This window comes from Paludibacter sp., from assembly GCF_009712605.1.
In the GTDB taxonomy this organism is placed as follows: Bacteria; Bacteroidota; Bacteroidia; order Bacteroidales; family Paludibacteraceae; genus Microbacter.
In genome coordinates, this window is record NZ_WASO01000008.1 from 33,812 (window position 1) to 59,672 (window position 25,861).

General features: G+C 39.5%; 19 protein-coding genes. 4 read left to right on the forward strand and 15 right to left on the reverse strand.

Annotated features, from left to right (window positions below; genetic code table 11):
* Positions 1 to 2 precede the first annotated feature (2 nt).
* From F8N35_RS06460 to ychF, 3 genes are all read right to left on the reverse strand, one after another.
* On the reverse strand, positions 3 to 707 hold the full coding sequence (locus tag F8N35_RS06460) for an MBL fold metallo-hydrolase (RefSeq protein ID WP_293050590.1): 705 nt from the start codon (positions 705 to 707) through the stop codon (positions 3 to 5).
* Positions 708 to 781: 74 nt separating this feature from the next.
* Entirely contained in the window at positions 782 to 1,465 is a 684-nt protein-coding gene (locus F8N35_RS06465; RefSeq protein ID WP_293050592.1) for a hypothetical protein, read from the reverse strand.
* 182 nt (positions 1,466 to 1,647) lie between these two features.
* A complete protein-coding gene (ychF, locus tag F8N35_RS06470) occupies positions 1,648 to 2,751 on the reverse strand; it encodes a redox-regulated ATPase YchF (RefSeq protein ID WP_293050594.1) in 1,104 nt (367 codons plus the stop codon).
* A 679-nt stretch (positions 2,752 to 3,430) separates the two neighbouring features.
* On the opposite strand from ychF, the gene ubiE reads away from it, so the two are divergent.
* The 3 genes from ubiE (at position 3,431) to F8N35_RS06485 (ending at position 6,656) form a co-directional block, all read left to right on the forward strand.
* The gene (ubiE, locus tag F8N35_RS06475) at positions 3,431 to 4,129 is read left to right on the forward strand and encodes a bifunctional demethylmenaquinone methyltransferase/2-methoxy-6-polyprenyl-1,4-benzoquinol methylase UbiE (protein WP_293050596.1); all 699 of its coding nucleotides are present in this window, start codon (positions 3,431 to 3,433) and stop codon (positions 4,127 to 4,129) included.
* Positions 4,130 to 4,266: 137 nt separating this feature from the next.
* Positions 4,267 to 5,127, forward strand: coding sequence for a 1,4-dihydroxy-2-naphthoate octaprenyltransferase (gene menA, locus F8N35_RS06480; RefSeq protein ID WP_293050598.1), 861 nt, complete (start codon positions 4,267 to 4,269; stop codon positions 5,125 to 5,127).
* Between the two features lie 71 nt (positions 5,128 to 5,198).
* Positions 5,199 to 6,656 carry a hypothetical protein gene (locus F8N35_RS06485; RefSeq protein ID WP_293050600.1) on the forward strand — a complete coding sequence of 486 codons (1,458 nt, stop codon included), beginning with the start codon at positions 5,199 to 5,201 and terminating at the stop codon, positions 6,654 to 6,656.
* A 13-nt stretch (positions 6,657 to 6,669) separates the two neighbouring features.
* On the opposite strand, the gene F8N35_RS06490 is transcribed toward F8N35_RS06485, so the two are convergent.
* Positions 6,670 to 7,296: a ribonuclease H family protein gene (locus F8N35_RS06490; protein ID WP_293050602.1), complete on the reverse strand. Its 627-nt coding sequence runs from the start codon at positions 7,294 to 7,296 to the stop codon at positions 6,670 to 6,672.
* A 171-nt stretch (positions 7,297 to 7,467) separates the two neighbouring features.
* On the opposite strand from F8N35_RS06490, the gene F8N35_RS06495 reads away from it, so the two are divergent.
* Entirely contained in the window at positions 7,468 to 8,361 is an 894-nt protein-coding gene (locus F8N35_RS06495; protein ID WP_293050604.1) for a DMT family transporter, read from the forward strand.
* A gap of 345 nt (positions 8,362 to 8,706) precedes the next feature.
* Here the strand turns inward: F8N35_RS06495 and F8N35_RS06500 are convergent, their stop codons facing one another.
* From F8N35_RS06500 to F8N35_RS06550, 11 genes are all read right to left on the reverse strand, one after another.
* Positions 8,707 to 10,161, reverse strand: a complete 1,455-nt coding sequence (locus tag F8N35_RS06500; RefSeq protein WP_293050606.1) for a carboxylesterase family protein — start codon at positions 10,159 to 10,161, stop codon at positions 8,707 to 8,709.
* A gap of 423 nt (positions 10,162 to 10,584) precedes the next feature.
* On the reverse strand, positions 10,585 to 15,411 hold the full coding sequence (locus F8N35_RS06505; RefSeq protein WP_293050607.1) for a RecQ family ATP-dependent DNA helicase: 4,827 nt from the start codon (positions 15,409 to 15,411) through the stop codon (positions 10,585 to 10,587).
* 61 nt (positions 15,412 to 15,472) lie between these two features.
* Positions 15,473 to 16,252: an HNH endonuclease gene (locus F8N35_RS06510; protein WP_293050608.1), complete on the reverse strand. Its 780-nt coding sequence runs from the start codon at positions 16,250 to 16,252 to the stop codon at positions 15,473 to 15,475.
* A gap of 324 nt (positions 16,253 to 16,576) precedes the next feature.
* On the reverse strand, positions 16,577 to 17,575 hold the full coding sequence (locus F8N35_RS06515; RefSeq protein WP_293050609.1) for a penicillin-binding transpeptidase domain-containing protein: 999 nt from the start codon (positions 17,573 to 17,575) through the stop codon (positions 16,577 to 16,579).
* A gap of 44 nt (positions 17,576 to 17,619) precedes the next feature.
* Positions 17,620 to 18,138 carry a hypothetical protein gene (locus tag F8N35_RS06520; protein ID WP_293050610.1) on the reverse strand — a complete coding sequence of 173 codons (519 nt, stop codon included), beginning with the start codon at positions 18,136 to 18,138 and terminating at the stop codon, positions 17,620 to 17,622.
* A 57-nt stretch (positions 18,139 to 18,195) separates the two neighbouring features.
* Positions 18,196 to 20,244 carry a tetratricopeptide repeat protein gene (locus tag F8N35_RS06525; protein WP_293050611.1) on the reverse strand — a complete coding sequence of 683 codons (2,049 nt, stop codon included), beginning with the start codon at positions 20,242 to 20,244 and terminating at the stop codon, positions 18,196 to 18,198.
* Between the two features lie 107 nt (positions 20,245 to 20,351).
* Positions 20,352 to 21,350: a WG repeat-containing protein gene (locus F8N35_RS06530; protein ID WP_293050612.1), complete on the reverse strand. Its 999-nt coding sequence runs from the start codon at positions 21,348 to 21,350 to the stop codon at positions 20,352 to 20,354.
* 165 nt (positions 21,351 to 21,515) lie between these two features.
* Positions 21,516 to 22,637, reverse strand: a complete 1,122-nt coding sequence (locus tag F8N35_RS06535; protein ID WP_293050613.1) for a RyR domain-containing protein — start codon at positions 22,635 to 22,637, stop codon at positions 21,516 to 21,518.
* Positions 22,624 to 23,184 carry a sigma-70 family RNA polymerase sigma factor gene (locus F8N35_RS06540; RefSeq protein ID WP_293050614.1) on the reverse strand — a complete coding sequence of 187 codons (561 nt, stop codon included), beginning with the start codon at positions 23,182 to 23,184 and terminating at the stop codon, positions 22,624 to 22,626. The genes F8N35_RS06535 and F8N35_RS06540 overlap by 14 nt, the downstream gene beginning before the upstream one ends.
* Positions 23,185 to 23,278: 94 nt before the next feature.
* Positions 23,279 to 23,554, reverse strand: a complete 276-nt coding sequence (locus F8N35_RS06545; RefSeq protein WP_293050615.1) for a RyR domain-containing protein — start codon at positions 23,552 to 23,554, stop codon at positions 23,279 to 23,281.
* A complete protein-coding gene (locus F8N35_RS06550) occupies positions 23,532 to 25,598 on the reverse strand; it encodes a hypothetical protein (RefSeq protein ID WP_293050616.1) in 2,067 nt (688 codons plus the stop codon). The genes F8N35_RS06545 and F8N35_RS06550 overlap by 23 nt, the downstream gene beginning before the upstream one ends.
* Positions 25,599 to 25,861: the final 263 nt, after the last annotated feature.

Below are 25,861 nucleotides of genomic sequence, written 5' to 3' on the forward strand. Positions count from 1 at the left end.
GCTTATTTCAATTCAATATCTTTAGGCAATTGCTTCATCAACGCATCGCGATCAATTTCAAAATAATGATAAGGGTACAACACTTTGGGGTGTATCATTTTTGCAGCCGTAATAAACTGTTCGTCCGTCATGGTATAAGGCAGATTCTTGGGCAAGAACGCAATATTGATTTTACCAAGCTGACTCATCTCCGGAATATTTTCAGTATCGCCGGCAATGTATACTCTAAATTTTTTAAATGAAAGAATATATCCGTTGCCAACACCTTTTTCATGGTAAGGCTTTCCATCAGGACGTTTGTGTTCGATGTTGTACGCTGGAACTGCTAAGATTCCAATATCATTCCATGTTGCATCTTCACCATTCTTCAAGACGGTTGCATTAGGAATACCGGCAGACGCCACGCTGTCTGTTGTTATTATATAAGTATCGGGAGTAACAATTTTTTTAAGCGCTTTTTTATCAAAATGGTCAGAGTGCTCGTGCGTAATCAAAATCAGATCAGCCTTGGGCAATGTGCTGTAATCTACCGTTTTTTCATACGGATCCACGTGAATTACTTTCCCCATGATTTTGAGCATGATGGAGCCATGGTTAATAGGAGTAACTACTAACGGTCCCATTGGGGTGGAATACACATCGGGATGTTGCTGAGCCATAGCCATAAATGGTAATAAAGCAAGTAAAGTTACAAGTAAAGTTTTCATGTGTAAATAATTTGATTTGTACTGTATTTCGCAAAATAAGCAATAAATAGCAAGACTATCAAAAATGAATTATGTCAAGCGGTTTTCCAGCCTGATCTGTTTGGACAAACTTTCCGGCAGTTGTAGCAAACGGTTATCGGAGCACCTTTTATGGTAGAACCTTCCGAATAAGTCCGACATTTCTTTTGGTCAACACCTCCATCCTGTAATGCTCCCGAAGGACAATTATTGATGCAGGCATTACATTTTTCAGAGCACATATCATTCTCCATTATCGGATCCGGCTCTAGTGGAACGTTTACAAGCAAAGCTCCGAGCTTTATCAGATTTCCATATTCAGGCGTACACAGCAATGTATTTCGCCCAATTACTCCCATACCTGCCAAATATCCGGCATGTTTCAACGACAACAAGCCCTTGCCGGTCATAGTTTCTTTATCCCAGTATTCGTAAGGCTCTGACGGAACCGGAAGTGCGGAGACATTTTCACGTTCCAGCCTGACGGCAATATCAAATGACAATTGCAACACTTTTTGCAAAGCTATATCTTCTATAAACGAATAGGGAATCTGAGATTTGGAGTGCAAAATACTTTCGGGTATTTTCTTTGCAAAAACAACGACCGACTTCGTACCGGGAAATAAATCCTTTGGACGAAAACCTTCCGGCGCCACATCAAAGCGCTCGACCGATGCAATACCACAAAGATCAGCACCAGCCGCCAAAACCAGCTCTTTTACTTGATTTGCGTTTACCATCTCTCTATTAAGTTAATCTTCACACAAAGGTAAATATTCTTATTGAGTAAAAAAATGTATTTTCATTTCCGGTGTCGACTGAACAAAAGAAAACCGGAGAGTTCGCACAAAACGACCTCCCCGGCATCAAGTCCGGGAGCTGACTGGTCACCCGAACATCCATAAGCACGATTAATATCTTATTAAACGTTGAAACGGAAGTGAAGTATATCACCATCCTGAACAACATATTCTTTTCCTTCAATTCCGATTTTTCCGGCTTCGCGACAGGCTGCTTCAGAGCCCAAGCGAACGTAATCGTCGTATTTGATTACCTCTGCGCGGATAAATCCTTTTTCAAAGTCGGTATGAATAACGCCGGCACACTGCGGAGCTTTCCATCCACGACCGAATGTCCATGCGCGAACCTCCTGCACACCGCAGGTAAAGTAGGTTTGCAGATCGAGCAAGTGATATGCTGTGCGAATCAAACGAGCCACACCCGATTCGGTCAGGCCGACCTCTTCGAGAAACATCTGACGTTCTTCGTATGTTTCCAATTCGGCAATCTCCGATTCGATTTTAGCAGCAACTACCAAAATATCGGCCGATTCGTCTTTCACTGCTGCGCGTACCTGTTCCACGTATTGGTTTCCACTCGCAGCTGAAGCTTCGTCCACATTGCATACGTACAATACCGGTTTGTTAGTAAGCAGGTAAAGGTCTTTTGCCAAACGTTGGTCTTCTTTGCTGTCGAAAGTCACTACGCGGGCTGATTTACCCTGTTCGAGTACTTCTTTATATTGCAAAAGTACATCCACCAAACGTTTTGCCTGTTTGTCACCACCGGTCTGCGCCTGTTTTTGCACTCTTGACAAACGGCTTTCCACCGTTTCAAGGTCTTTCAACTGCAACTCAGCGTCGATAATTTCTTTGTCACGAATAGGATTTACGCTACCATCCACATGCACTACGTTATCATCGTCGAAGCAACGCAACACATGAATAATGGCATCCGTTTCACGAATATTTGCGAGGAATTTATTGCCCAAACCTTCGCCTTTGCTGGCACCTTTCACCAAACCGGCGATATCCACTATTTCAACCGTAGTAGGCACAACACGTTGTGGATTTACGATTTCTGCCAGTTCGGTAAGACGATGATCGGGAACAGTGATAACACCCACGTTCGGTTCTATTGTACAAAAAGGAAAGTTCGCCGATTGCGCTTTCGCATTCGACAAACAATTAAAGAGAGTCGATTTACCCACGTTGGGCAAACCCACTATACCACACTGTAATGCCATAAAAGTAAATTCAATTTCAAAATTTCAGGTTCCAAAATTCCATATCCCGGAATTCCGGTTTTGCATCAACAATCTTCAATACAACGTTCCATTATACCCTCAATAGTTGGAATATTGAAACTTCCAGTCTTGAAATTGTTTGAGCATGCAAAGGTACGAATTATTTCCTGCCCGACCGCTTTCTGTTCAGGGATTACACATTAAAGATGTTGATAAGGGGCTTCCGCCCCTGTGACCCCGACATCCTTTTTGCCTTGAATCAAAAAGGATGCAAAAAATTCAAGGCTATGCCCGCTTCGCTCAAAAAACTAGCATTCGCCAAGCTAAATCGTCCAAACTCACTCCTTCCTTGCGTCAGGAGTTTCAAACAGTGAGCGATTTTACGCTTCACTCACTTGTTTTTTGACTCACCGGACAAGGCCGTCCCTAATCTGATTTAGCAGCATTTGAAAATTAATAACCTGCCCTTTGCTAAACTTCTAAATACGTAATCCCTGGCTTTCTGCCAACAATTAGCATTTTTGCAGCCAATAAATCAAAGACAAAACCTTATCTTTGTAATAAATTTGAAAATGTAAAAATATGCCAATTTGAGCAATTCAATTCTGTCAAAAGAATCACGGTATCATTGCTTTTCCATTTTCTAATCTTCAAATTTCTAATCTTCAAATTAAAGTTCATGACTCTTGATAAATCCGGCGTAGGCGACATGTTCGATGCAATTGCATGGCGATACGATTTTCTCAACCATTTTCTCACGCTCGGTATCGACAACCTCTGGCGCAATAAAGCGGTAAGCCTCATCACTGCACCCAAAGGCAGTTCTTTTCTTGACGTAGCCACCGGCACTGGCGATCTGGCCGTTACTCTGGTTCGCAAAAAGGCTCCTAAAAAAGTATTCGGCATCGACATTTCGGAAGGGATGCTCAGTTTCGGACGCAAGAAAATGGGAAAACTCGGCCTCTCTGAAATGGTAACGCTCACTCAGGAAGATTGCGAAGCCCTCAGCTTTGAAGAAGGAAGCTTCGAAGCAGTCACCGTTGGGTTTGGCATCCGCAATTTTCTCCATCCGAACAAAGGTCTTTCCGAGATGTACCGCGTACTGAAACCCGGAGGAGAAGCCATTATCCTTGAATTTTCGCGCCCCAAAAGTAAACTGCTGTGCAAACTGTTTGACCTGTACTTTTGCTACGTGTTGCCACAAATCGGCAAACTTTTCTCCAAACATTCATCGGCCTATACTTATTTACCCGACAGCGTGAAAGAATTTCCATACGGAGAAGGTTTCTCCCAACTGATGCGTGAAGCTGGCTTTACTGCCGTAGAATACCATCCGTTGACATTCGGCGTTGCAACCGTTTACAAAGGGGTAAAATAAATTTCAATATTTCAACACTCCAAAATTCCATTCATCCGAATACACGAAAGTATCCGATGGAATTTTGAATCGAAGAAATACGCAAAGCTAAACCTGAAATTTTGAAATTTGGAACTTGGAATCAAACTGAAATAAGAATGAAATCATCTATACTCAAATGGATACGTATTGTGCGTCCCGGCACGCTTGGTGCAGGCACAGCGCCCGTTTTTGTGGGACTAATCATTGCTGCCGAAGAACGCACGTTCGACTGGATCATTGCGTTAGTCACCTTATTGGCCGCATTAACCATCCAAATTGCCAGCAACCTGATTAACGATTACTACGATTTCAAGAAAGGACTCGACAAAGCAGGACGGCTTGGACCTAAACGCGCCATTGCCGAAGGGGAGGTCTCTCCTCAAACCATGAAAAAAGCTATCATCATTGATATTGCTATTGCAGTGTTGTGTGGCATGTATTTGACCTTAGTAGGCGGACTCCCCATATTGATGATCGGCTGTGTGTCTCTGCTTTGCGCCTGGCTCTATACAGCCACCCCCTACTCCCTCAGCTATCTGGGTATTGCCGATTTATTTGTGCTGGCGTTCTTCGGCCCGATTGCCACACTCGGCACCACCTATCTGCAAATTGAACAATTTTCAGAAAAGGCATTCTGGCTTGGAATGGTGAGCGGTCTCATTTCTATGGGGATTCTCACAATCAATAACATTCGCGACATCGACTCCGACAAAAAGGCCGGTAAACGGAGTATCGTTGTCCGTTTCGGGAAAAAATTCGGCGAATGGGAATATTTTTCGCTCTTTATGCTAATCATTCCCTGCCTGTATCTGGCGAACTCAGCCGGTCTGTGCTATGCTGTCGTGGCAATGGGGATTGGATTATTTATTCAGTTACGCAAAGCAAAAGGAAAAGCTTACAACCAATTACTGATCCGCACCGGACAGGCCAACCTGTTGTTTGCATTTTTACTTTGGATAGAATATCTGATTTCATGACCTTTTTTCTGATTATCAGACATAATATGCCATCTGTTTTCTCGTTTTAAATGCAAAAAGAAAGCTCTGGAATGAAAAACGGGTTTCTCATATTATTTCTCATTATAGCAAGTAGCTGCATCATCAACAGCTGCTCAGACGAATCCATGTCAACCAACCCGAATTACAAACTCAGCTTTTCAAAAGACTCTCTTTCGTTCGATACGGTATTCAGCACGATCGGTTCCACCACCAGCGGCTTTGTGATATACAACCATAATTCAAAACCAGTATCCATCAGTTCAATCACTCTCGCTAACGGAGCTACCACCGGCTTTCACATGGTAGTAGACGGAACGATCCCTGCCAACAATCAGATTTCCAATGTTGAAATACGGGCTCACGACAGCCTTTATGTTTTTGTCAGCGTTACCGTAAACCCGACCAAACAAGACAATCCGCTATTGCTTAAGGACTCTATTATTTGTATCACAAACGGCAACCGGCAAAGTGTACAACTTCAGGCTTACGGGCAGGATGTCGAGATTTTCAGAAGCAAAACCATTCATAATGACACGACTCTTTCCGGAACAAAACCTTATCTCATTTACGATTACCTGGCCATTGACAAAGACAAAACGCTTACCATAAAACCGGGCAGCACGCTCTACTTTCATAAAAATGCATCGCTGAAAATTGTTGGAAACTTAAAAGCGGAAGGAGAGCAAAAAGCCAGAATTCTGTTCCGGGGTGATCGGCTGGATAAGCTTTTTGACAATGTCCCGTACAATTATCTGTCAGGACAGTGGAACGGCATTCAGGTGTTGGGTGCTCAAAGCTCGGTTTTGCTTGACTTTGTAACTTTGAATAGCGGAAAAACAGCCATTCACATTATCAACCCGTCATTGACTTCGTCTCCTTCTATCGTAATTAACCACACTAGGATTCAAAATTTTGATTCGTGTGGAATTGCATCACACAATGCCAATCTTACTTTATGGAACAGCGAAATTTCGAATTGCAGAAGTAGTTGCCTGAGCTTAATGGGGGGAAATTACGCGTTTGTACACAATACCATTGCCAACTATTACAACGATATTTATGCCGGAAAGAGACGTGACGGAACGCCTTCGGTAATGTTACTCAACAGCAATAATGACAGGCATGCTCCGGTTCCAACACCTATCAGTGCGCAGTTTATCAATTGCGTCATAACCGGATCGATGTCCAACGAAATAATGATTTCCGATACAACACGCAACACGCCGCTGAAGTATTCGTTTGACCATTGCTACCTGATGTCAAACCCGATTCATTCGCCGTTCATCAAAAATGTACTATGGGGGAATCCCAGAGACCAATTATTTGTAAGAAGCACCATTAACAAGGACGGCTATTACGACTTCCGTCTGACAGAAGAATCGCTACTCAGAAAAAAAGCAGATATACAGATTAGCCGTCAGCCCGCATTCTGCTTTGACATGAACGACATTTACCGACTGTGGGAAAATGCGCCGGATATCGGAGCTTACCAATGGCAAGGTAAGTAGCAGTAAGCAACGTTTATTTCCGGCCAAAGTCTGCCGGTATTTCGCCCCACTCTGTCGTTGGCCATTTCAGCAGTTTAGTAGAAAAAGAGTTCTGTTTCAACCAGTTTTCGGCTCTCTCTATCAACTGAAACAATTCCTCATTTTTAGCACAGCGTTCCAGCTTCGTTCTGCAATGTTTTGCCTTTACCCAGGCCAGAGCATTGACACTATCAGAATAAATAGGAATATCGCTATTCTGGCTCTTGAGAAAAGCCAGACCATGGACAATAGCCAAAAATTCGCCAATATTGTTCGTCCCGAGCTCAAACGGCCCTTGTCTGAAAATTTCTCTTCCGGTGGATGTTTCCACGCCACGATATTCCATTTTTCCGGGATTACCGCTACAAGCCGCATCTACAGCCAAACTTGGAACCACAGGTTTTGCTCCGCCTTCTCCGACTGCAATCACAGATTGTTTTTGGTTGGCACCGACAGCTTTCCAGTAGTTCATTTTAAAAGCAGCATTTGCAGCCGACTCTGTCGGGTAGCCTTTATACTGGGCACCTTCAAATCCATTCACCTGCTCTTTACAGCTTTCCCAACTATTGAACACTCCCGTTTGCCGGCCTTTCCAGACCACGTAGAACTTATTTTTAGCCATATCCGGTTTATCTGTTTCAGTAAGTAAAATTACAAAAAAATCACATCGTACCCAAAAACCTTACCTGAGAGGATTCTTGTATTTTTTGGGATTATTTTTTGCCTTTTTCTAAAAAATTCTTCCGTCTTTTGCATTTGCTTTTTCCAAATACACCAACATCAATAAAACAGAATGCAAAATTCAAATAAAGCAATCATTTACGCAGGATTATCTGTCCTTAGCTGGTCGACTGTAGCTACTGCCTTTAAACTGGCATTGCAACTGCAAACGCATTTTGAAATGCTGCTCATCGCCAGTTGTACGGCACTTGTCATTCTGGCAACAGTTATGACCTTTCAGTCAAAATGGAGTTCGCTGGCATTACTTTCCACAAAACAGTGGTTGCTTTATGCTCTCATTGGACTGTTGAATCCTGTAATCTATTATCTTGTTCTCTTTAAAGCCTATGCCCTATTACCGGCGCAAATTGCACAACCGATTAATTATTCATGGCCAATCCTACTTTTGATACTCATAGCAATCGTCAGTCACCAACCCATTCCGCACAAGAAATACATCGGCATGGCGCTTTCGCTGGGAGGCGTAATCATCATTTCGGCTGGTTCCGGGCAAATCCAACAATCAGCCATTCCTGTTGCCGGCTTACTGTTAGCATTGCTGAGTGCCTTATTATGGGCAGGATTCTGGATCGTCAATAAAATGAATCAAAATGTAGACAATACGGTGAATCTTTTTGCCATCTTTCTGTTCGGCTCTGTCTATCTGCTGATTGCCACTTTGTTTGTTCCAGTAAACCTTACATCAAACAACGGATTCCTTGCCAGCATGTATATCGGAGCATTTGAAATGGCCATACCATTTATCTTTTTCAGTCTTGCACTAAAAAAAACGAACAATCCGGTGCTTATCAACCAACTGTGTTATTTAGCCCCGTTCACTTCGCTCTTTATCATACACTTAGTTTTGAAAGAGCACATATACACAACCACCTTTATCGGCTTAATACTGATTATCGTTGGTATTATTTTTAATGAATATTTTGCCGGTTCTCGCAGAACAAAATAACAGAGGCTGCCTCATAAAATGAAACAGCCTCCGTGATTATTTTAACCGAAGTTTATACATCTGTTCTGACTCCTCTACGCTAATGATTTTCGTATGAAATCATCTTGACTTTTTATAATGTCACTCCTACGGAGCTTTTGATTCGTGAATAATAATAAATCACTACCATAATATTACTCCCAAAGGAGCATTTATTAAGCTTCAGAGAAGCGACATTATGGTAGAAAATGATTGAATAATGTTTTTCAGAGCTCCATAGGAGCGAAATTACATTGTTTTAAAAGTAAATACCACTCAATTTATTAATATTCAACATTTTGAATCAAATCAAAAAAAAAGGGAATCCTATGGTTTTAAGGGTTCGCCCATTCCTGAATTTTCTTTATCGCTTGCATCGAGTTTAAAGACCATGAACTTGGGATTTTCCTTTGTATAAGGCGCCCACTTTTCACCGGTTTTTCCATTAGGATTACCGTATTTGGCAAAATTCGACCAGGCAGTCAGCATCTTTTCTGAGAGATCCCAGTCACCTGCCGTCCAGGGTCTCCAGCAACGCTTGAGTGACTTGAACACAAACCAAAGATCGGAAGAGTGAAATGCTCCCTTGAGTACATCACTTCTGCCATCGGTTGGAAGAGGACGGGCAAACTCATACGCAAACGCCTTACCTCCCAATTTTTCACGATTCAGACAGAATTCCGCGATACCGGGAGCCATGCTACCCATATCGTTCAGGGTGTAACCAATCATATACGGAACCTGTGCCAGTTTGTTATCAACGGCAGCAGCATCGAAGCTTTGAAGGGAAACATAACCGTCAACGACAGGCATAGCAGTCATACGGGTACGTTTTCCGGTAACTGCGTTGTACAGGCTACCAAGCGTGTAAATGGTTTCAGTAGAAGCAGCACGCATTTTTTCAAGGCTTGTAAGTCCTGCCCAGTCCATAATTTCCTTTGTCTGAAGTTCCGACTGTTCAAAAGTCATAGGGGCAAACGCCGGCATAGTAGCAGGAGCACCCGGAGCAGCAGCAGGAGGCGGGGTTGTCGTTATGCCACCGCCACTCATGATAATTGCTTTTTTGAACAAACCTCTTGCCAGAGGAGATTCGCAGAGTGTTTTTACACTACCGGCACCTGCACTCTGACCGAATATGGTAACGTTATCGGGATCGCCGCCAAACTGTGCGATATTTTTCTTAATCCATTTGAGAGATTCTATCTGGTCGAGGATACCATAGTTACCTGAAACGTGGTTAGGACTTTCCTTCGAAAGTTCCGGATGTGTCATAAATCCGAAAACACCTAGACGATAGTTGATTGAAACAAGCACAACATCTTTGTTTGCCCATTCCTGTCCGTCAAATTCAGGCTCTGAGCCCCACCCTTCTCTGTAACCACCACCGTGAATCCAAAGAGCCACAGGAAGTTTCTTCCCAATGTTACCGGGAGCTTTTGTCCATACATTCAGGTAGAGGCAATCTTCGCTATAAGGTGACTCATCACCATAGCCCCACTCTGTTGTATAACCACCGGGATAGTGAACAGACTGATAACCCGGATGCCCGAATTTGTCGGCAATTCTCACACCCTGCCATGGAATAACCGGCTGAGGAGCCTTCCAACGGAGGTTTTTAATGGGAGGTGCGGCATACGGAATTCCACGATACACAGTTACTCCTTCTATTTCGGCTTTAACACCCTGAAGCTGTCCGCCTTCAATGGTCAGCACAGGATTTGCTGCGTCGCAGTTGTAGTATCCAAATACAAATGCAAACAATAAATAAATTAATTTCTTCATGATTTTTTAAGGTTAATAAAACACACAAATGTAAATAAACAAAACCAGAAATCAGAAGAACAAATACTCTGATTTCTGGTTTTGTTTCAATATTTCTGCCCCTCAAGATCAAAGCAGCAACACTTTGTGTACTTTATCCGTTCGCAATCCTGAATTTCTCCGTTCCTAGCTAAGAACAAACCACTTACCAACATGAATTTTCAGCCAGTTCGGGTTGACGTTACTAATTCATTTAAAGTCATAGACATTCGCTATTTTATATCCTATCGGGTATAAAATCAGTAAAAACCAAAATTATACCTTATCGGGTATAATAAGTCATACGAAATAGATTAAAATACCTGTGAAAGTTTCTTTATTGTTCAGATCGGCCACAGATTAGGAGATCTGCGCCAGCAAGAGGACTAAAGGACAAAGTGCACACTATTCTTCTTTTCTGTCTTTCTCCAGATACAATTCAGGCAAAATGATTTTGATCTCTTTCTCAGAACCTTCTTTGTGCCAATACACGATAAAGTTGACTTTGGCCTCTTTTAGCCTATAGCCTTTTTCGGCATGGTATTTCAGTGTCTCTCCTGTTTTTTGAGAATATTTCAGCACCAAATCGCCGTTGGAGTTCGCACAGCCTTCTTCTTTTATTATCAATGCATCTCCACTGACAATATTTCGAATTCTGTTTTGCACATATTCAAAATATCCCAGATAGACATCTTTGTGGGATAGGTGCAGCGAAATACCATTTGGTACTAAATATGTCTCTTTGTTTTCGATTCTGTCCACCAACACTTTGGACGGGACATCCAGTAAATAGGTGTTCAAATGAATAGTCAGATTGCGTTTGGCACGGGTCATGCCTACATACAGTACCCGCTTGGCCTCGTCGCTTTCAGCGTTATAATTATCGAGCATAATGAAAACATTATCAAACTCTTTCCCCTTCGCTTTATGAATGGTGGAAACAAATACCGTTTCGCCATTTTCGCTATAGAAATCCTCCAATTTAGATTCTCGAACGAAGGTATCAAAGTCCGATTTGTATTTCTTTTTCGGATTGCTTTGCTCAAAATCCCTGATCAGGTTCATGCAGAGATCCAGTCGATGACTGTTTCTGAATTGGTAGGCAATTTCCTTTTTGGCTGCCTCCCAGGCATCTTCCGAAATCACAAACACATCATCCGTCAGATTCAGTACATTAATAAAGCACCTAATTTCCTGCACATTATACAAACTAAATCCCTCATTAGATTGAATCAGTTTCGCCTGAACCTTGTTTTTCAATAACAGTCCGGTAATTTGTAAGGCGTCTTCGTTGGTTTTGGTAAGTACGCAAGTGGTACCCGATAAACCTGTGGCCAGTATATCATCCACCATTGGTGTAATCAGATTATTACTATAGTACCGAACTACTTTCAACTGTCCGTTGTCGCGTTGTCGGGCAAAAATATCGGTACTTTTCAGACGATGCTTTATTTGCTTCGAAAACTCATTGGTATATTCCACCAGATTATTTTTGCTCCGATAATTCTCTATCAATTCATGTTTAGCCGCATTGTTGGTAAGAATAAGATCTTCCATGTATTTTGAGCTTGAGCCTCTGAATTCAAAAATATTCTGGTCGTCATCGCCTACCGCAATCACCCGCATCTCTTCGTTCAGCTCCATCAGCGCATTCACCAGATTGTATTCGTCTTCATTCATATCCTGAGCTTCGTCTATTACCAAAACAGTTTTGGTAATATGACTGATTTCCACTTCATTGTTTCTGATTTTCTCAATGGTTTTCTTCAGAATATCGTCCGATTTCTCCAGACTGCCTACTTTGCCCAACAAGTCAAAACAATAGGAATGAAAGGTCTTTATTTCAATAAAATAAGCAGCATTGCCAATCAGCTTATACAGTCGTTTCTTAAACTCAGAGACCGCTGCTCTGGAAAAAGTCAGCATCAGCAGTTGCTCATGCTTTACATCTTCCATTAGCAAGAGTGAGGCCAGTTTGTGCACTAACACGCGGGTTTTACCACTTCCGGGACCTGCTACCACTGCTATGTATTTGGATTCGTTGTCGTTGATAATGCTAAGTTGGGTGGGCGATAATTCGCCAAACAGTTGCCTGAACTTAGCCGGCGTCATCTTTAGTTTGAGCGTGTCAGCCTTACTTCCCGGAAAATACCGATTCAGGAATGATCCGTAGTTTAGTTGAAAATAATCGTCTACAAACTGAAGCGCACTTCGGTAGTCGTCAATCATTTTCTTGGCATATTCGCCCACAATATGTATCTGCTGTACTTTATTTTCGTAGAATTGATTCAGCTTTTCATAATCATCTTTGGTGTATTTCTTTCGGTTGTCCTGCTCCAACCGATCTATTGTTAGTCGGTTGTAGGTTACCAAAAAGCCCCCCTCTATTTTTATCGCTTCTATTCTGGAAAGATAAAACAGAACATCTTCCACATCAGCCAGCTCAATGTTCAGTTTAAAAAGGCTCATTCCCGATTCGTAGGCTTGTTTCAATTCCAGTACCGAAAATTCAACCAACAGTTCTTCTTTGGTCAATGCTTCTTCGGTGCTAATCCGGCTGCATTTTTCATACAGAAATTCCACGATAAAGCGAGCCAGTTCGCGTCGCTTCTCCAACTTATTTCGGAGCACATCAATAGGATGCAGGCTTATTACAGCCAAATGATTCCTGGTATACTCCAGGTTTTGCCGCTTTACCCAGTTTTTGATTGACCAGAAGTTGAGTATCGTTTTTATTTTATTGATGCTGATATCCTTACAACCTTCAGCTTCGGCTTCTTCGTTCAGGGCTTTCAGATTGAATGTTTTCTCCTGTTCTTCAATTTGAGCAAGAAGAAATTTCTCAATTTTACCATATGAGTCTACGATGCTTAACGAGCGGTTGATTTGCTCACTGCGCTTGATGTATGCTGTCAGGTCTTTGGCATCTGCCAAGATATTTTCTTCCCGCAAAAGCGTAATGATATTAATCACTTCTTCGCGTAAAATGCCCAAATCATCACTGATATAATCAACCCGGGTCTCCGCTTCATCATCCGGATTTTGTTTATGGCTTTTGCTTGCAATCAACTTTTTGATAATCCGAACGCCTTTCTGTTTCTGAGATTCGTGAAATTTTTTCGAATGGTTAATCTTTTCGATGGCCTCCTGGGCATTCTTACATAAAATACTATTGGCAAATACCCGTGGCATATTCTGTCCACGTTTCAGATAACCGGCATCCTCCAGCGCTGCAATGGCAGTTGTTACACGGGTTTCAATTTCGGCCACATTCTCATCCCAACCGGCTTTTCGCGCTATTTCCAGGGCCGAATTAGATACATGCGACCTGAATCGGGTAATGTCTTTGATAGCTTTCCATATTTGCTGAATTTCCCTGATAGAAAGCTTCGATTGGTTCAACAGAATAAAGTGCTTACTCAGGTCTTCTTCGTTAAACAACACAAAGCAATCAGCAACTATCTTTTCATCTCTACCTGCTCGTCCGGCTTCCTGAATATAGTTCTCGAGCGAATCCGATATTTCAAAGTGAATCACCATCCCCACGTTTTTTTTATCCACACCCATGCCAAAAGCGGATGTTGCCACCATGATCTGGACATCGCCTTCAATAAAGGCATTTTGGTTGGCCGTTTTTTCCTGTGCATCCATTTTTCCGTGGTAAGATCGGGCACTGAACCCATCGTTCGCCAAACGTTCGGCCAAAGAAAAAGCCTTCCGGGTCCGTGATACATAAATAATTGTAGGGCAGTTTTTTTCTTCTATCAAATCCCTGACAGTCTGATATTTTTCTTCGTCGTCGTTTCTCTCAAAAACCTTGTAGGTGAGGTTGGTTCTGGAAGCTTTGGAACTAAATACCTCGAGGTCTATCGACAGCTTTTCTCTAAAATACTGTAAAATATCTTCGATGACCTTTTGCTTGGCCGTGGCCGTAAAGCAAGATACAGGAATGCCGTCTTCCAAATTTTTCTTTTCCTGAATTTGTCGAATAAAGTCACCGATATACAGATAATCCACCCTGAAATCCTGCCCCCAGGCCGAGAAGCAGTGTGCTTCGTCTATCACAAAACGGACTATCTTTCGCCCCAGCAGCAGCCGCTCGATGGACTTCGAACGCAGCGACTCTGGCGAGATATAGAGGATAGACGCCGATCCGTCTTCTACCCGTTCGAACGATTTGGCTCGTTCTATCGGATCAAGCAGTCCGTTGATGGTTACTGCTTCGGTAATGCCGTTCTTTTCCAAGTTATCCACCTGATCTTTCATCAACGATTGCAGGGGTGAAATCACAATGGTGAGCCCATTGGTACTTTCGCCACTCATCAGCGCAGGTACCTGAAAGGTGATGGACTTGCCACCACCTGTAGGAAAGATGGCCAACAAGGATTTGTTGTCCAATGCCGCTTTTACTGCCTTTTCCTGCAAGGGTTCTCCGCCATAGGTGCGGTAGGCATCAAAGCCAAAAAACCGTTTAAGTCCTTTGTGTATATCCAGCGCAGTATTACAATAGGCACATCCGCTGATGCAAGGCTTGCTTCTGAGCCCTAACATAATCCGTTCCACTTCCGGAAAATTTTTCAGCACCCATGGTGGTGTAATGGAGTGTATGTTTTTGTTATAAGCAAACGAATGAATCAACGCCAGGCAATAGGCCAACTCCACAGGTCGTTGCTCTATCAGTGTGGCAATATTAGCATGTGCACATATCTCGTTGGCAAATAGACTCCGAATCAAAGTATCAGCAGACTGTGAAGTGCTTTTATAGCCTATAAACCGAAAGAAGGACCGAAACTCCCGTTTATCCCACAACAGCAGGTAAAGTAGCTGTTTCAGCGTTTCGTCCATTCTCATAAATGCCGAGACCTCGTCGTAAAACAAATCGCGCGCTTTGATCGAATCGTTCAGCGGATTGTTCATCTCCTCCGTTTGAAGCTTATCGTCCTTCAACAATGCATGATAAGGCTTGGTAGGAAAGAGTAGTGGTGAAAGATACAAGGTATCAATAACTCCTACAAGTTGCAGCCCGGGCTGCTTAAGGGTTGGGCCGATGTATTTGAGGTCGTGACTCAAGATGTTGTGCCCGCAGACATATTCTGTCCCCTGCAAAAATGGCACAAACTCAGCCAGTGAGGCCTTGTGAAACACATTCCCATCGCTTCGGATGCTCCCAATGTCCAATACCTTACTGGTCTTGGGGTCTACTTCAGTATCGATAAAGGCGATGGTGTGCATGGGCTGAGAACGTGAGTTTATACATGTAGTATAATAAGAATATAGCTAACTATCAAATATGCTATTTCTGAAATATATGCTGATAATGATAATCCAAATACTCCGGCTCAGGAAAGAACTTATCAGGCAGAATAATCGTCTGTTTTTCGTAAGCTATAAAGTTACTTTCCAGAACGGGGCTTATCAGTTTCTTTTGTTTTAGTTTATCGGAAAGAACAATCGTATAATCATCGGGGCGAATAGCAATTAATCCCGAATCAAAAGCTTTGTCATGAAGAGCATTCAGGCAAAGTCCATTCATAGGACTTAGTCGGATGGATTCGTTCCTACTCCAAGGCACAATATGACTGGCTATAAGTAGCTCTGGCTGTTCTAAACCCGTAATACAACATTTGTTGTTGTAAGTAGCCAACACTATCTTTCGGAAAAGCGATTGATTGACTCTGTTTTTAATCAGTCGTTCTTTCTCTTTACCATCTTTTGGAAACTGCTCTAAATCAATGTCATTAATCTTTTCGATGGTGGAATGTTGCTTTTGGGCAAGCATTACTTCGCTTTGCAACAAGGCTTCGTCCCAGTTATTATAGAACTCATCCCAAATAGCCTTGTCCAACTTACTGGCATTGGATGCGCCCTTTATTCCACGAGCTTTTAGAGTAGGGTCGAAACTCGCAAAGTTGCCAAGCTTCAAAGCAACCGATGAAGGTGTACGTCCAATCAGCTCAGCCAATTCGATTATAGCTGCATTCGTTTTGTGCATCTTACCGAAAGGCATTTTACAGTAAAGATTAATTGCCAGAATTAATTCTTCACGCGTCCATAGTGATTGGCCTTGTTTCATTTGAATCTATTATTTTGTAGAATAAAAGTTGTACAAATCTACAAATTCCCTTTGAAATAGCCTCTTTTATGTTAACAAATTCAATTAATTGCACAGAATTTATCTCTATCATGCATAAAACCAAAACACCCCAACCTGATTACTTTCAGGTTGGGGTGTTTTTATTTAAGTCCCCTTCAGGGGAATTGAAAATCAGCGGAGCTAATTTAGTGCTTATTTCACTTCTTCAAATGTTAGAATATCAATATATCAGCATATTATAAAACACATGTTGCAAATATGATATATTTATAATATCTATTACCTTATCTCTTTTTCGATTGATCACAATAAAACATTAAGGACTGATCTATATAATCCCATATCAAAATCATGCTTACCACATCTGATTACCAGACAGATATATTGAGGGTTTATAACTGGGTAATAAACACACATAGAACGAATTTCATAGGGTTTACCTTGCTTATCAGAGCAATTAGTCCTTCCAAACGTACCGCCTATTAGATGACGCTGTTTGATTCCACATTTTTCCAATATTAAATCGCCCTTTTTATTTAGTACTTCTCGCACTACATTACTAGTCTTATCCGAACAGATTTTTGATGCAACAATTCTATTCCTTTCGTGAGATATAACTGGATCTAAAACCTGACCGCCATTTAAAATAGCATTGTATCTGGCTATTAGCTGTATAGGACTTAGTCTTAAATTGTAACCAATTGAAATATAAGCCACAGAAGACTTCCCTGAACATTTACCAATATCCGAAGCATTAATTAGCTTCATCCCTACTAAGTCTGACAAAAATTTATTGTTTAATCCATAGCTTTTTTCTATCGTTCTTACAGTACCCACATTCGATGGCAAATAGATGCAATCGCTTACTTCAACATTATGATAGCCTCCTGCAAATGCACTCATATCAGAGATCACACTTCCCTCGACGTTATACATGCCGTTTCCTGTATCTACAGAATCTTTAGCCGATATATTCCCATTTTCGATTGCGGCCATTATAGAAAATGGAATAAACAATGAGCCTGGTTCAACCTTAGTATTGAATTGTTCTGGTAAGAAAGAAGACAGTGTTCCTTTGGCATCTTTCTTTTGCACTCCTATCATAGCTTTTATTTGGGCATCTTTGACAGACATGACAATTATCTTTGCTGAATCAATATCCACATTCTTCATTGAAACTTGCAATGCAGAATCCAATTGATGTTGTAATTTTTGGTCAATAGTCGACTCTCTATGGCTTTTACACGAAGCCAAAAGTATTGTTACAAACAATACAAACACAATTTTTCTTTTATAAAACATAGCTTTAAGTATTTTGAATATATGAGTAATTTAATTGCAATTGCTTAGAAAGCAGAAAACAGATCTTTCAACCTTTGTAAAAAACCTGATTTTGCTCTTAGGTTCTTCACATAAGCCTTATCTACATATTCATGTGCCGACATCCAGCCAGTTTCATCCCCAGCAATAAAAGGTTCAACTAAAAGAGACATACCTGATTCTTCAGACAATCTATCTGATTGAGATTCGCTTTCAACTAATGTCCATAAAAAGTCTTCTCTATCCGGTCCACCATCAAAACGCATTTCTTCATCATATCTATAATGGAATAATCGTCCATATTTATCTTTGACAAGCTCTCGGATTGAATGGTATTCATCCCAGTACACTTTAACTGTTTCAGCTGACAGTAAAAGATTACAGGAATAAGTTTCCCCCATGAATTCGAAATCAGAATGATTATTCGTTTGCGTAACCTTCTTAAAACAATTATCATTTAGCTCCGTGACTTCTATTTTATTACCAAACTTGTCACGAATAAGATTATTTTCGATACTCATAATATGTGAATTATCTGGTTTCATTGCTACATTTTGATTTTATCAAATAAATGATTGTCTTCTAGTGTCAAATGCTTTGACCTAATATAAAATTGATAATGTTTTTTTATCATTATCAATAACTATCGTTCCGTATTTACTTAACGCACTTTGTCCAAACAAGAGCGGAGCTTTATTATTATTGATAACAGATGCTGCAACATTATACAAAACGGCATCACCGATCTCGACTTTTCGCAACACAATTTTTGTGCCCACCTCAACATTGCCATTGGCATCCATGTATTGCTGAGATCCAAGAATATCAGAACTCTTAAGAAAATTATTTTTCAACATAAACTGAACCTCAGTCTGAGAAATTGAGATATCGCTTGCTCCTGTATCAAAGATAAAATTCAAAGGCAGATTATTAATTTTACAGGCAAGTTCAAATGTTCCACTTCCTTTACTGTGTAATGGCACAACCGTATTTTTTTTGACTGCATTCTCTGTTATACCATCTTTGGTCTTAACAGAAGTTAGCGACTGGAATTCGTTATCAATTTTTGTCTTCCAAACCGACAACAATTGGTTAAACAATGGCTGTGTTCTAATATTCTTCAAATCTTCATCATCATAAATATGAGCAAAATTCGCATATCCTGATTCAAACGCCATTGATAAAGACTTTATTGCCTCATCAGGTTTATTCATTAACGAATATAGACAGGCAGCATCATACAAATTACTACTTGTGGTGCTTTGATCCAGCACTTTGCGCATATAATTGACAGCCTCATCTATTCTACCTAATTCAAATAACGCAAACGTCCTTGCATTACCAGATATTGATGGAAGTGTGTCACGCTTAAGAACCAATTCAAAATCAGCTATTGCTTTTTCTTTGTCATTTAGTTTGTACTTATACAATCGTCCACGATACAGATAAGCATAAGATTGTGTTGTGTCTTTTTCAATTGCCTTATTATAATCATTTAATGCCAATTGGTAATTATTTGTTTTGTACATCAAATTTGCCCGACAAAAATAAAAATACCACGATGGATCCGGAGTTATCTCCAAAGCTTTACAAAAACTACTATTCGCACCTTCATAATTATCTTTCTGTCGTTCAATTTCTGCCAACATAATATAATCAAAAGTGTAGGTAGAATCATTTTTCAAAGACTCTTTAAAATTCTCAGATGCCAATGACAATAACCCGAGATTATTATAACACAGTCCTCTCTGTGTCAACAAATAAGCATCCGGTTCTTTCTTGAGATCAATTGCCTGAGTAAAATATTTAAGCGCACGTCGATATTCTCCATTATTCATTAAAAGCGTTCCGGCTCTTCCTCTCCAATAATAGTTATCCGGCTCATTTTTTATTTTATCATTAATTTTAGCCATAGCCAGCCCGCAATTCTTTTCTGAATACGTAAGAAACTTCTCAAAATATTCTTCATCCAAATCACATATTATATATGCCTGAAACATATCGTCTATTGCTTCATCATATTTTTTTTGCTTATACAATGCTTTTGAGCTGAAATAATAAGCCGTGCCGTATTTAGGATGTAATTTTTTGAGCCTCTCCAACAATTTTCCGGCTTCTTCATATCTTTTTTGAGCCAGATAATTTCTTCCTAATCCTGCCATTGCACGGGCATTATTTTCGTCAAATTTTAGAATACTCAGATAGTCGGATTCCGACTTTTCATACTGACATGCTTCATAACAAACCTGTGCCCTCCCCGCATAAAAATCATCATCTTTAGGATCGCATTTGATGGCGGCTGTATAATTTTCAATTGCTAAACCAGGCTCTTCCAGTTCTTTATTAACCTTGGCTTTAAGCTCATACAATCCACCCTTTAATAACTTCTGTTTTCTGGTAATATGTTTCATGCCGACATTAATATCTTCCAAAGCCTTGGCATATAACGATTTTTTATAATATATCCATGCTCTGTAAAAGTAGGTTACAGAACGAGATGGATTATCCTGAATATCATTAGAGAAGAACTTCAGTGCTGTCTCCAAATCATTGTTATTAAATGCGTTTTTACCTTCCTTGAAATTCACACTCTGTGCAAACCCTGATAATGCGAATAACACAAGCATTAGGATGAAAACAATTTTTTTCATATGTAAATGATTTTAATTTTGAAGAACTAATAAACTCCATTGTTATAACACATCATCTTTCTGAATGTCAATTATAACATGATAGTTTCAAATACTTACAACTTTATTCATTTCCCATTTGCATTTATCATCTGTTTATATCCCTCTATCGTACAACTAAATAGATTTTGACCCAACCCATCTATTTCGTCATAGATAGCTTTTGTTACCACAGTACCATCTCGTTTCATTAACCCCCATTTGGTGAAAATGTTATAAGCAAAGCAGTTAGTATTTATCATGATTTCTGTACCAGTAGAATCATTTCGACCAGAACCATATTGTAAACTTGCAATTGAATCATATACGAACGGCTTCAATACAGTTTTCATATCAAATGCAATTAGTTGTTGACCACCATCCTTTGCCAGTTTTATCCCGCTTTTTTCAATTTCAATATGATTGTAGGTTACAGGAAGTACTAATTGCAACTTACTATTAAGTAATCCGTAGAGATTATTCATCTTTACTATACGATAGCCTAATATCGGCTTATTTATAAAATCATATTTGGGTGATAAAATCCACACTCCTTTTTTATTTATCAGACCAAATTTACCTTTCGAGTCCATTACTGTACAGCTACCTTCTGTAAATACATAATCGGCCAGTTTTGCTTTTTCGTCTGTGTAGTGAAACTTGCAAGGTATAAATAATTGCCCCTCTTCATTGACAAAACCCAATTGCCCATTCATCACGACAGCAGCCAAACCTTCAGAAAAGTTCCAAGCTCTTTCATATTTTGCATTAATAGCCATTTGCCCTGAATAAGCATCTATGAACCCACGTTTGCTATTCTTACAAAATACAATCAATGTATCTTGCTTCCCAGGAGTGGCAATCCAATCAAATTTGGATGTTATAATTTTATTAGTAGAGTTATCCTGAAGTGCGTATTTACCGTCTTTATACAAGACCAAATCAAGTTTACTATTAAATGCATCAGGGGAACTAAATACTCCATAATGCTTGTCATAGATGAACCAACACAAATAAATAAGAAGAATTGTTGTCGTCGTTGACAGAAGTATCAGCACGACCTTCCAGAATTTCGATAGATTTTTCATAATGTTTAGTTGTATGTTTTCATACAAAGAGTCATTAAAATTTCAAAATCTATCATTAGGAGAATAATTTTTCCTCAATATTTCATCAAAAAAAGGCTACAGAAATTACTTTCTGTAGCCTTCCTGAGAATCTTAACAAGCTATATAAATGTTCTTTCAAATCATCTAATTACAAAAATCGTTATTTTCCAACTTGTTACCACATTGATCACAATACAGTTGCCATTTAAAAACTGATGCTCCACACTTCTTACAATGATAAATTTCTTCCTGAGCACGGAGTTTATTAATTAACAATCTCTGCAATTCTTTATTTGAATGTTTCACAAAATCATATCCCAGTTTTCTCACTAACTTAATAGTGTTCATGGCCATATCCCGATCATATTGTTTCTCTGAATCAGGCAGATCTGCATAAGGGATAAGATCTGGATGTTGTTTTTTATCGTCATCCCGCACAAGGCCTACAGTCCAACCTTCATTTATTCTGGCTGCTGCCCAAACATCATGTGCATTTTCAGCAATAGCCTCCCGGAGCTCTATCATATTTTCAGTCAGTTCAACATCTTCCAAATCAATCGGTTGAGGATCATATACAATAGTACCTGATTTTTTAGCTGCACAAACCATATAACAAAGAGAATCTTCCCACGAATACAGAAATTGCGCCTTAGAATATCTCACTACAGCAGAATTGTCAGCCGGGTCGAAGACAGACACATAGTCTTTGTTTGCATCAAAATCAAGCAACACCATTGCGTGATATGAAAAGGATGAATTTGTCTGTTCAATTTTATTTTCACACGCCAATTTATTCACGTTTACCACCACAATCACATAATATCCTTGATCGAAAGCTTTCATTAAATCCTCTGTCGAGGCTTTGTACTTGCGGGTAACAAACAACCCTTTTTGTTCAAGTAAGCGGCCTACACTATGTAATGGTGTGCCTTTATCTTTGAGCCATCTGTTTTCTTTTGCTTTATCCGACAGACGTTGAACATCATATTCAATTGATAATCTTTGCAGAATATATTCTTCGCATTGAAAATCGCACAAATTATCTTCTGTTGTCGCAGCCAACTGCTCCATCGGAAGTAAAGTATATTCCATTTCATCGATTGCAAAAATGCTATCCAGACGTTCCGCAGTTATCAGGATTTCACGTAGCTGTTCATCATCTTCCAAGGCGCAAAGCACTCGAGCAGTTTCCTCCGGTGTGGTATTACCTTCCAGATAGGCGGCCAACAATTCGTCCGAAATCTTCGTTTTATTATCTTTTGACATAGCTTTTTATATCATTTAATACGATATGGGTCAGAGCTAATATCGCACGTTTCTTAATATTATACAAATTTGCAGGGGTTATGTCCATATTTTTCGCCAATGACTCAGGCGGAACACCTTCAATCATCAGTTTCTGCAAAACGTAAACATACCTTTTATTGTCTATCAAACCCAGCAAACGTTCTACGTCCATTCGCGCCATAATTTTATTTTCAGATTCATCCGGTTCGTCAGTTCTTTCATTATACAAAATTTCTTTACTGACATCTTCTATCACATCATTTCTCTTTCGTATGAAATAACGGATGGCAACCACTTTGAGCCACTGTAAAAATGTACTGCGATAATCGAACTGCCGCAATTTGTATGCATCGTCATCCAATAGTTCCTGATATAGCTCATTTACAAACTCATTATAATCTACTTTATAAGAGAACACAAGACGCATAATACTGCGAAACAAGGGTTGGCATTTCTCAAAAAAGAAATACTGTGTAATCGTGTTGTTTCTGTCTATTAAGCCTTGTACTATTTCCTGATCGGTCATTGGCACATTCTGTTTATAATTTTAAGGGATTCGCGACTAAAGACAAAGAGCACACACACTCTTAGATAAGAATCAGAAGAAAACCCTTTCGTAACTATTGCTTTTTTACAATCTTATATCCAATCTCGTCTAAACTCTTCAGAACTGACCTTGTAGTTTGCCTGTCATACTCTTTTTCATCTTCCGAGAGTTCCTCGTATGGGATAAGGGACGGGTGTTCTTTCTTTTCATCATTACGTTCGGAACCGTACTTCCAGCCATCAGCAAGACGCCCGGCCATCCATTGGTTGTGAACATTATGGGCTATTATTTCAAGTATTTCTGTACATTCTTCTTTTGATAACATCTCAATTATAAATCTTTGACGCATTATCTTGAGGATTATAGTTAATGAAGTTAAATAAATTTAGCACAGAGTCGATGTCTGCTTTTTGCATATCTTCTCCAATTACGCCTTTTAGTTTTTCCAAGTTTTCCCAGGAGGTCAGACATGAATGTCTCTTTAATGCTGTATTCTTCCGGTTGTTGTATTTTTCCTCAATAGTCTCTCCCTCAATCTCTTCAAGCGGAATAGTAGTCCAGCCATGCACAAAATAAAATGCGTTCCAGCGTAAATGTTCGCCTTTGGATAAATTAAGTCTCTGAACATTTGTTAGAGAGTTAATATATTCTCCACTATTTGAAAAGTGAGAGGAAAAATCATCCGCATTTTTATAGCCTAATAGTTTAACTTTTGCATACAAATGCTCAGCAACAGAAATATTTGACAGTTGTTCATGCCTCGAAATTTCACTAAAGAGTCTGTTGTCTCCGTATAATTTCCGATATACTTCGTGTACTCTTTCCCCTTGCGCTTCCTTATCTGGTTGCAGAATGTTCTTCTCAGAATAGACCTTATGCACTTCTCCAAATATATATATCAAACCCTCATACTCCTTTAATGTATCCTTCCAATGCTTTTCATCTTCTAAATGGACAAAGATTTTTTGCTTTCCTTCATTCATCATATGACAGATTTCCAATATTTCTAAAGCAGTCTGGATATTCAAATTATCATTACCAAGAGAAATCACGATATAATTGGTATAAGAAATTATGTTTTTAATTTCTTTATAAAACTTGGTGTGTCCTGCTTCTGCTTCAACAAATGAGAGATTATAGTTTGATGGTATACCCGGATAAAGATATTCAAATCGTCCTTGTAATACACCCATATACTTATCAATAATTGTAGCATGAAAATCAGACCCAACAAATTGTCCCTGTTCAATTAATTTACGTAAAATATGATTTCCGATCTGTCCAAAGCCAATAACTAACACATTAAAATCTGATTTTGAAATTGCTTGCATATTATCAATTTCAACAGAATCGACCGGATGATGTTCGGCAATTAATTGTCGGGTAACAATAGAAGCATAATTGTGAATTGATACAGTAACCAAATTTGAATTCAATTTGATGTATTTGACAAAGTGTTTTGCTGAAATCTCACTATGCGTTCCTGTATGTATCCTTATTGATTTGACGTTCACAATTTTTTTCTTATCCAGCAATGCGTTTATTTCATTCAGAGCTAAGTTTGCATGTTCAATATTCCAGTCTTCTTCATCAGTCAGAAAATACAAGTGAGTGGATGTATTTTCCAGTTTTCTTAAGAGTGTATTCAAATGATAGAATAATCCACCTTTAACCCCTTCAGAAAGCTTATGATTTCTCTGCTTTTGAAATAATTGAAAAATTCCTTCATCTTTTTCAAGACTTATACTTTCAAAAAAAGAAGCGCGTTTAATCACATAGGCTCCACTTGGCAATTCGTTATAAAGTTTGTGATTTTCAGATTCATTCACATCATCTACAAATACAACTAACCGCTTGTCATTACTTTTCAGCAAGTCGGAGGCAAGGGACAACGTAGCATGATTAATGCCAAAAAACAAATGATTTTCATCAAAGTGTCTTCGGAGTATTTTATGTCGTGTTAGAAAATCCTTAAAGAATATCTGCACTACAAAAGCAATAAAAATAAACGCTGCCAAGGCCGCGGTCAGAGCAAACATACCATGAAAAATGGCTCCGTGTTTGAACGGGGCTTCCAGTTCCACAAAATCATTACCCAGAATAAATAAACGAGTAGTAGAAAATATAGATTCAAGGAAATTGGAGAGTAGCCGCCACCCTGAGCAATCAGCTTCACTTCCGAACTGATAACCGATGAAATAAACTGCAAAACCGGATATACATGTAAAGGGTAGCAAGAAATGTCGTATGTACCTCAAAAAACTATCTTGTTTTCTCTTAAAAAAACGATGGTAAATAATAATCAACAAGACTATAATTGAGATTATTAAGACAAATGAAAAAAACTCCTCATTGCTAATCAGTTTATTTGTAAATTGCAAAATAGACTTCATAATATTTATCTTTTATATCTTTCAAAAACTCTGCATCCTCAAAAATATACATAGCTGGGTAAAAAACAAGCCGCCCAAAAATAAATTAATAACAAGTAGCTGAATTATAGAAACGTCCTTAGAAATAAAATCAATACTAAACATTCACAAAAGAATCATAGAACAATAACAAAGAATTTTATTCAACAACTCCTCCGCGTTACAACCATTAATTTAGGTGTACACGCTTAAAAATCACAACTAAACAAAAAGCGAAATAATCA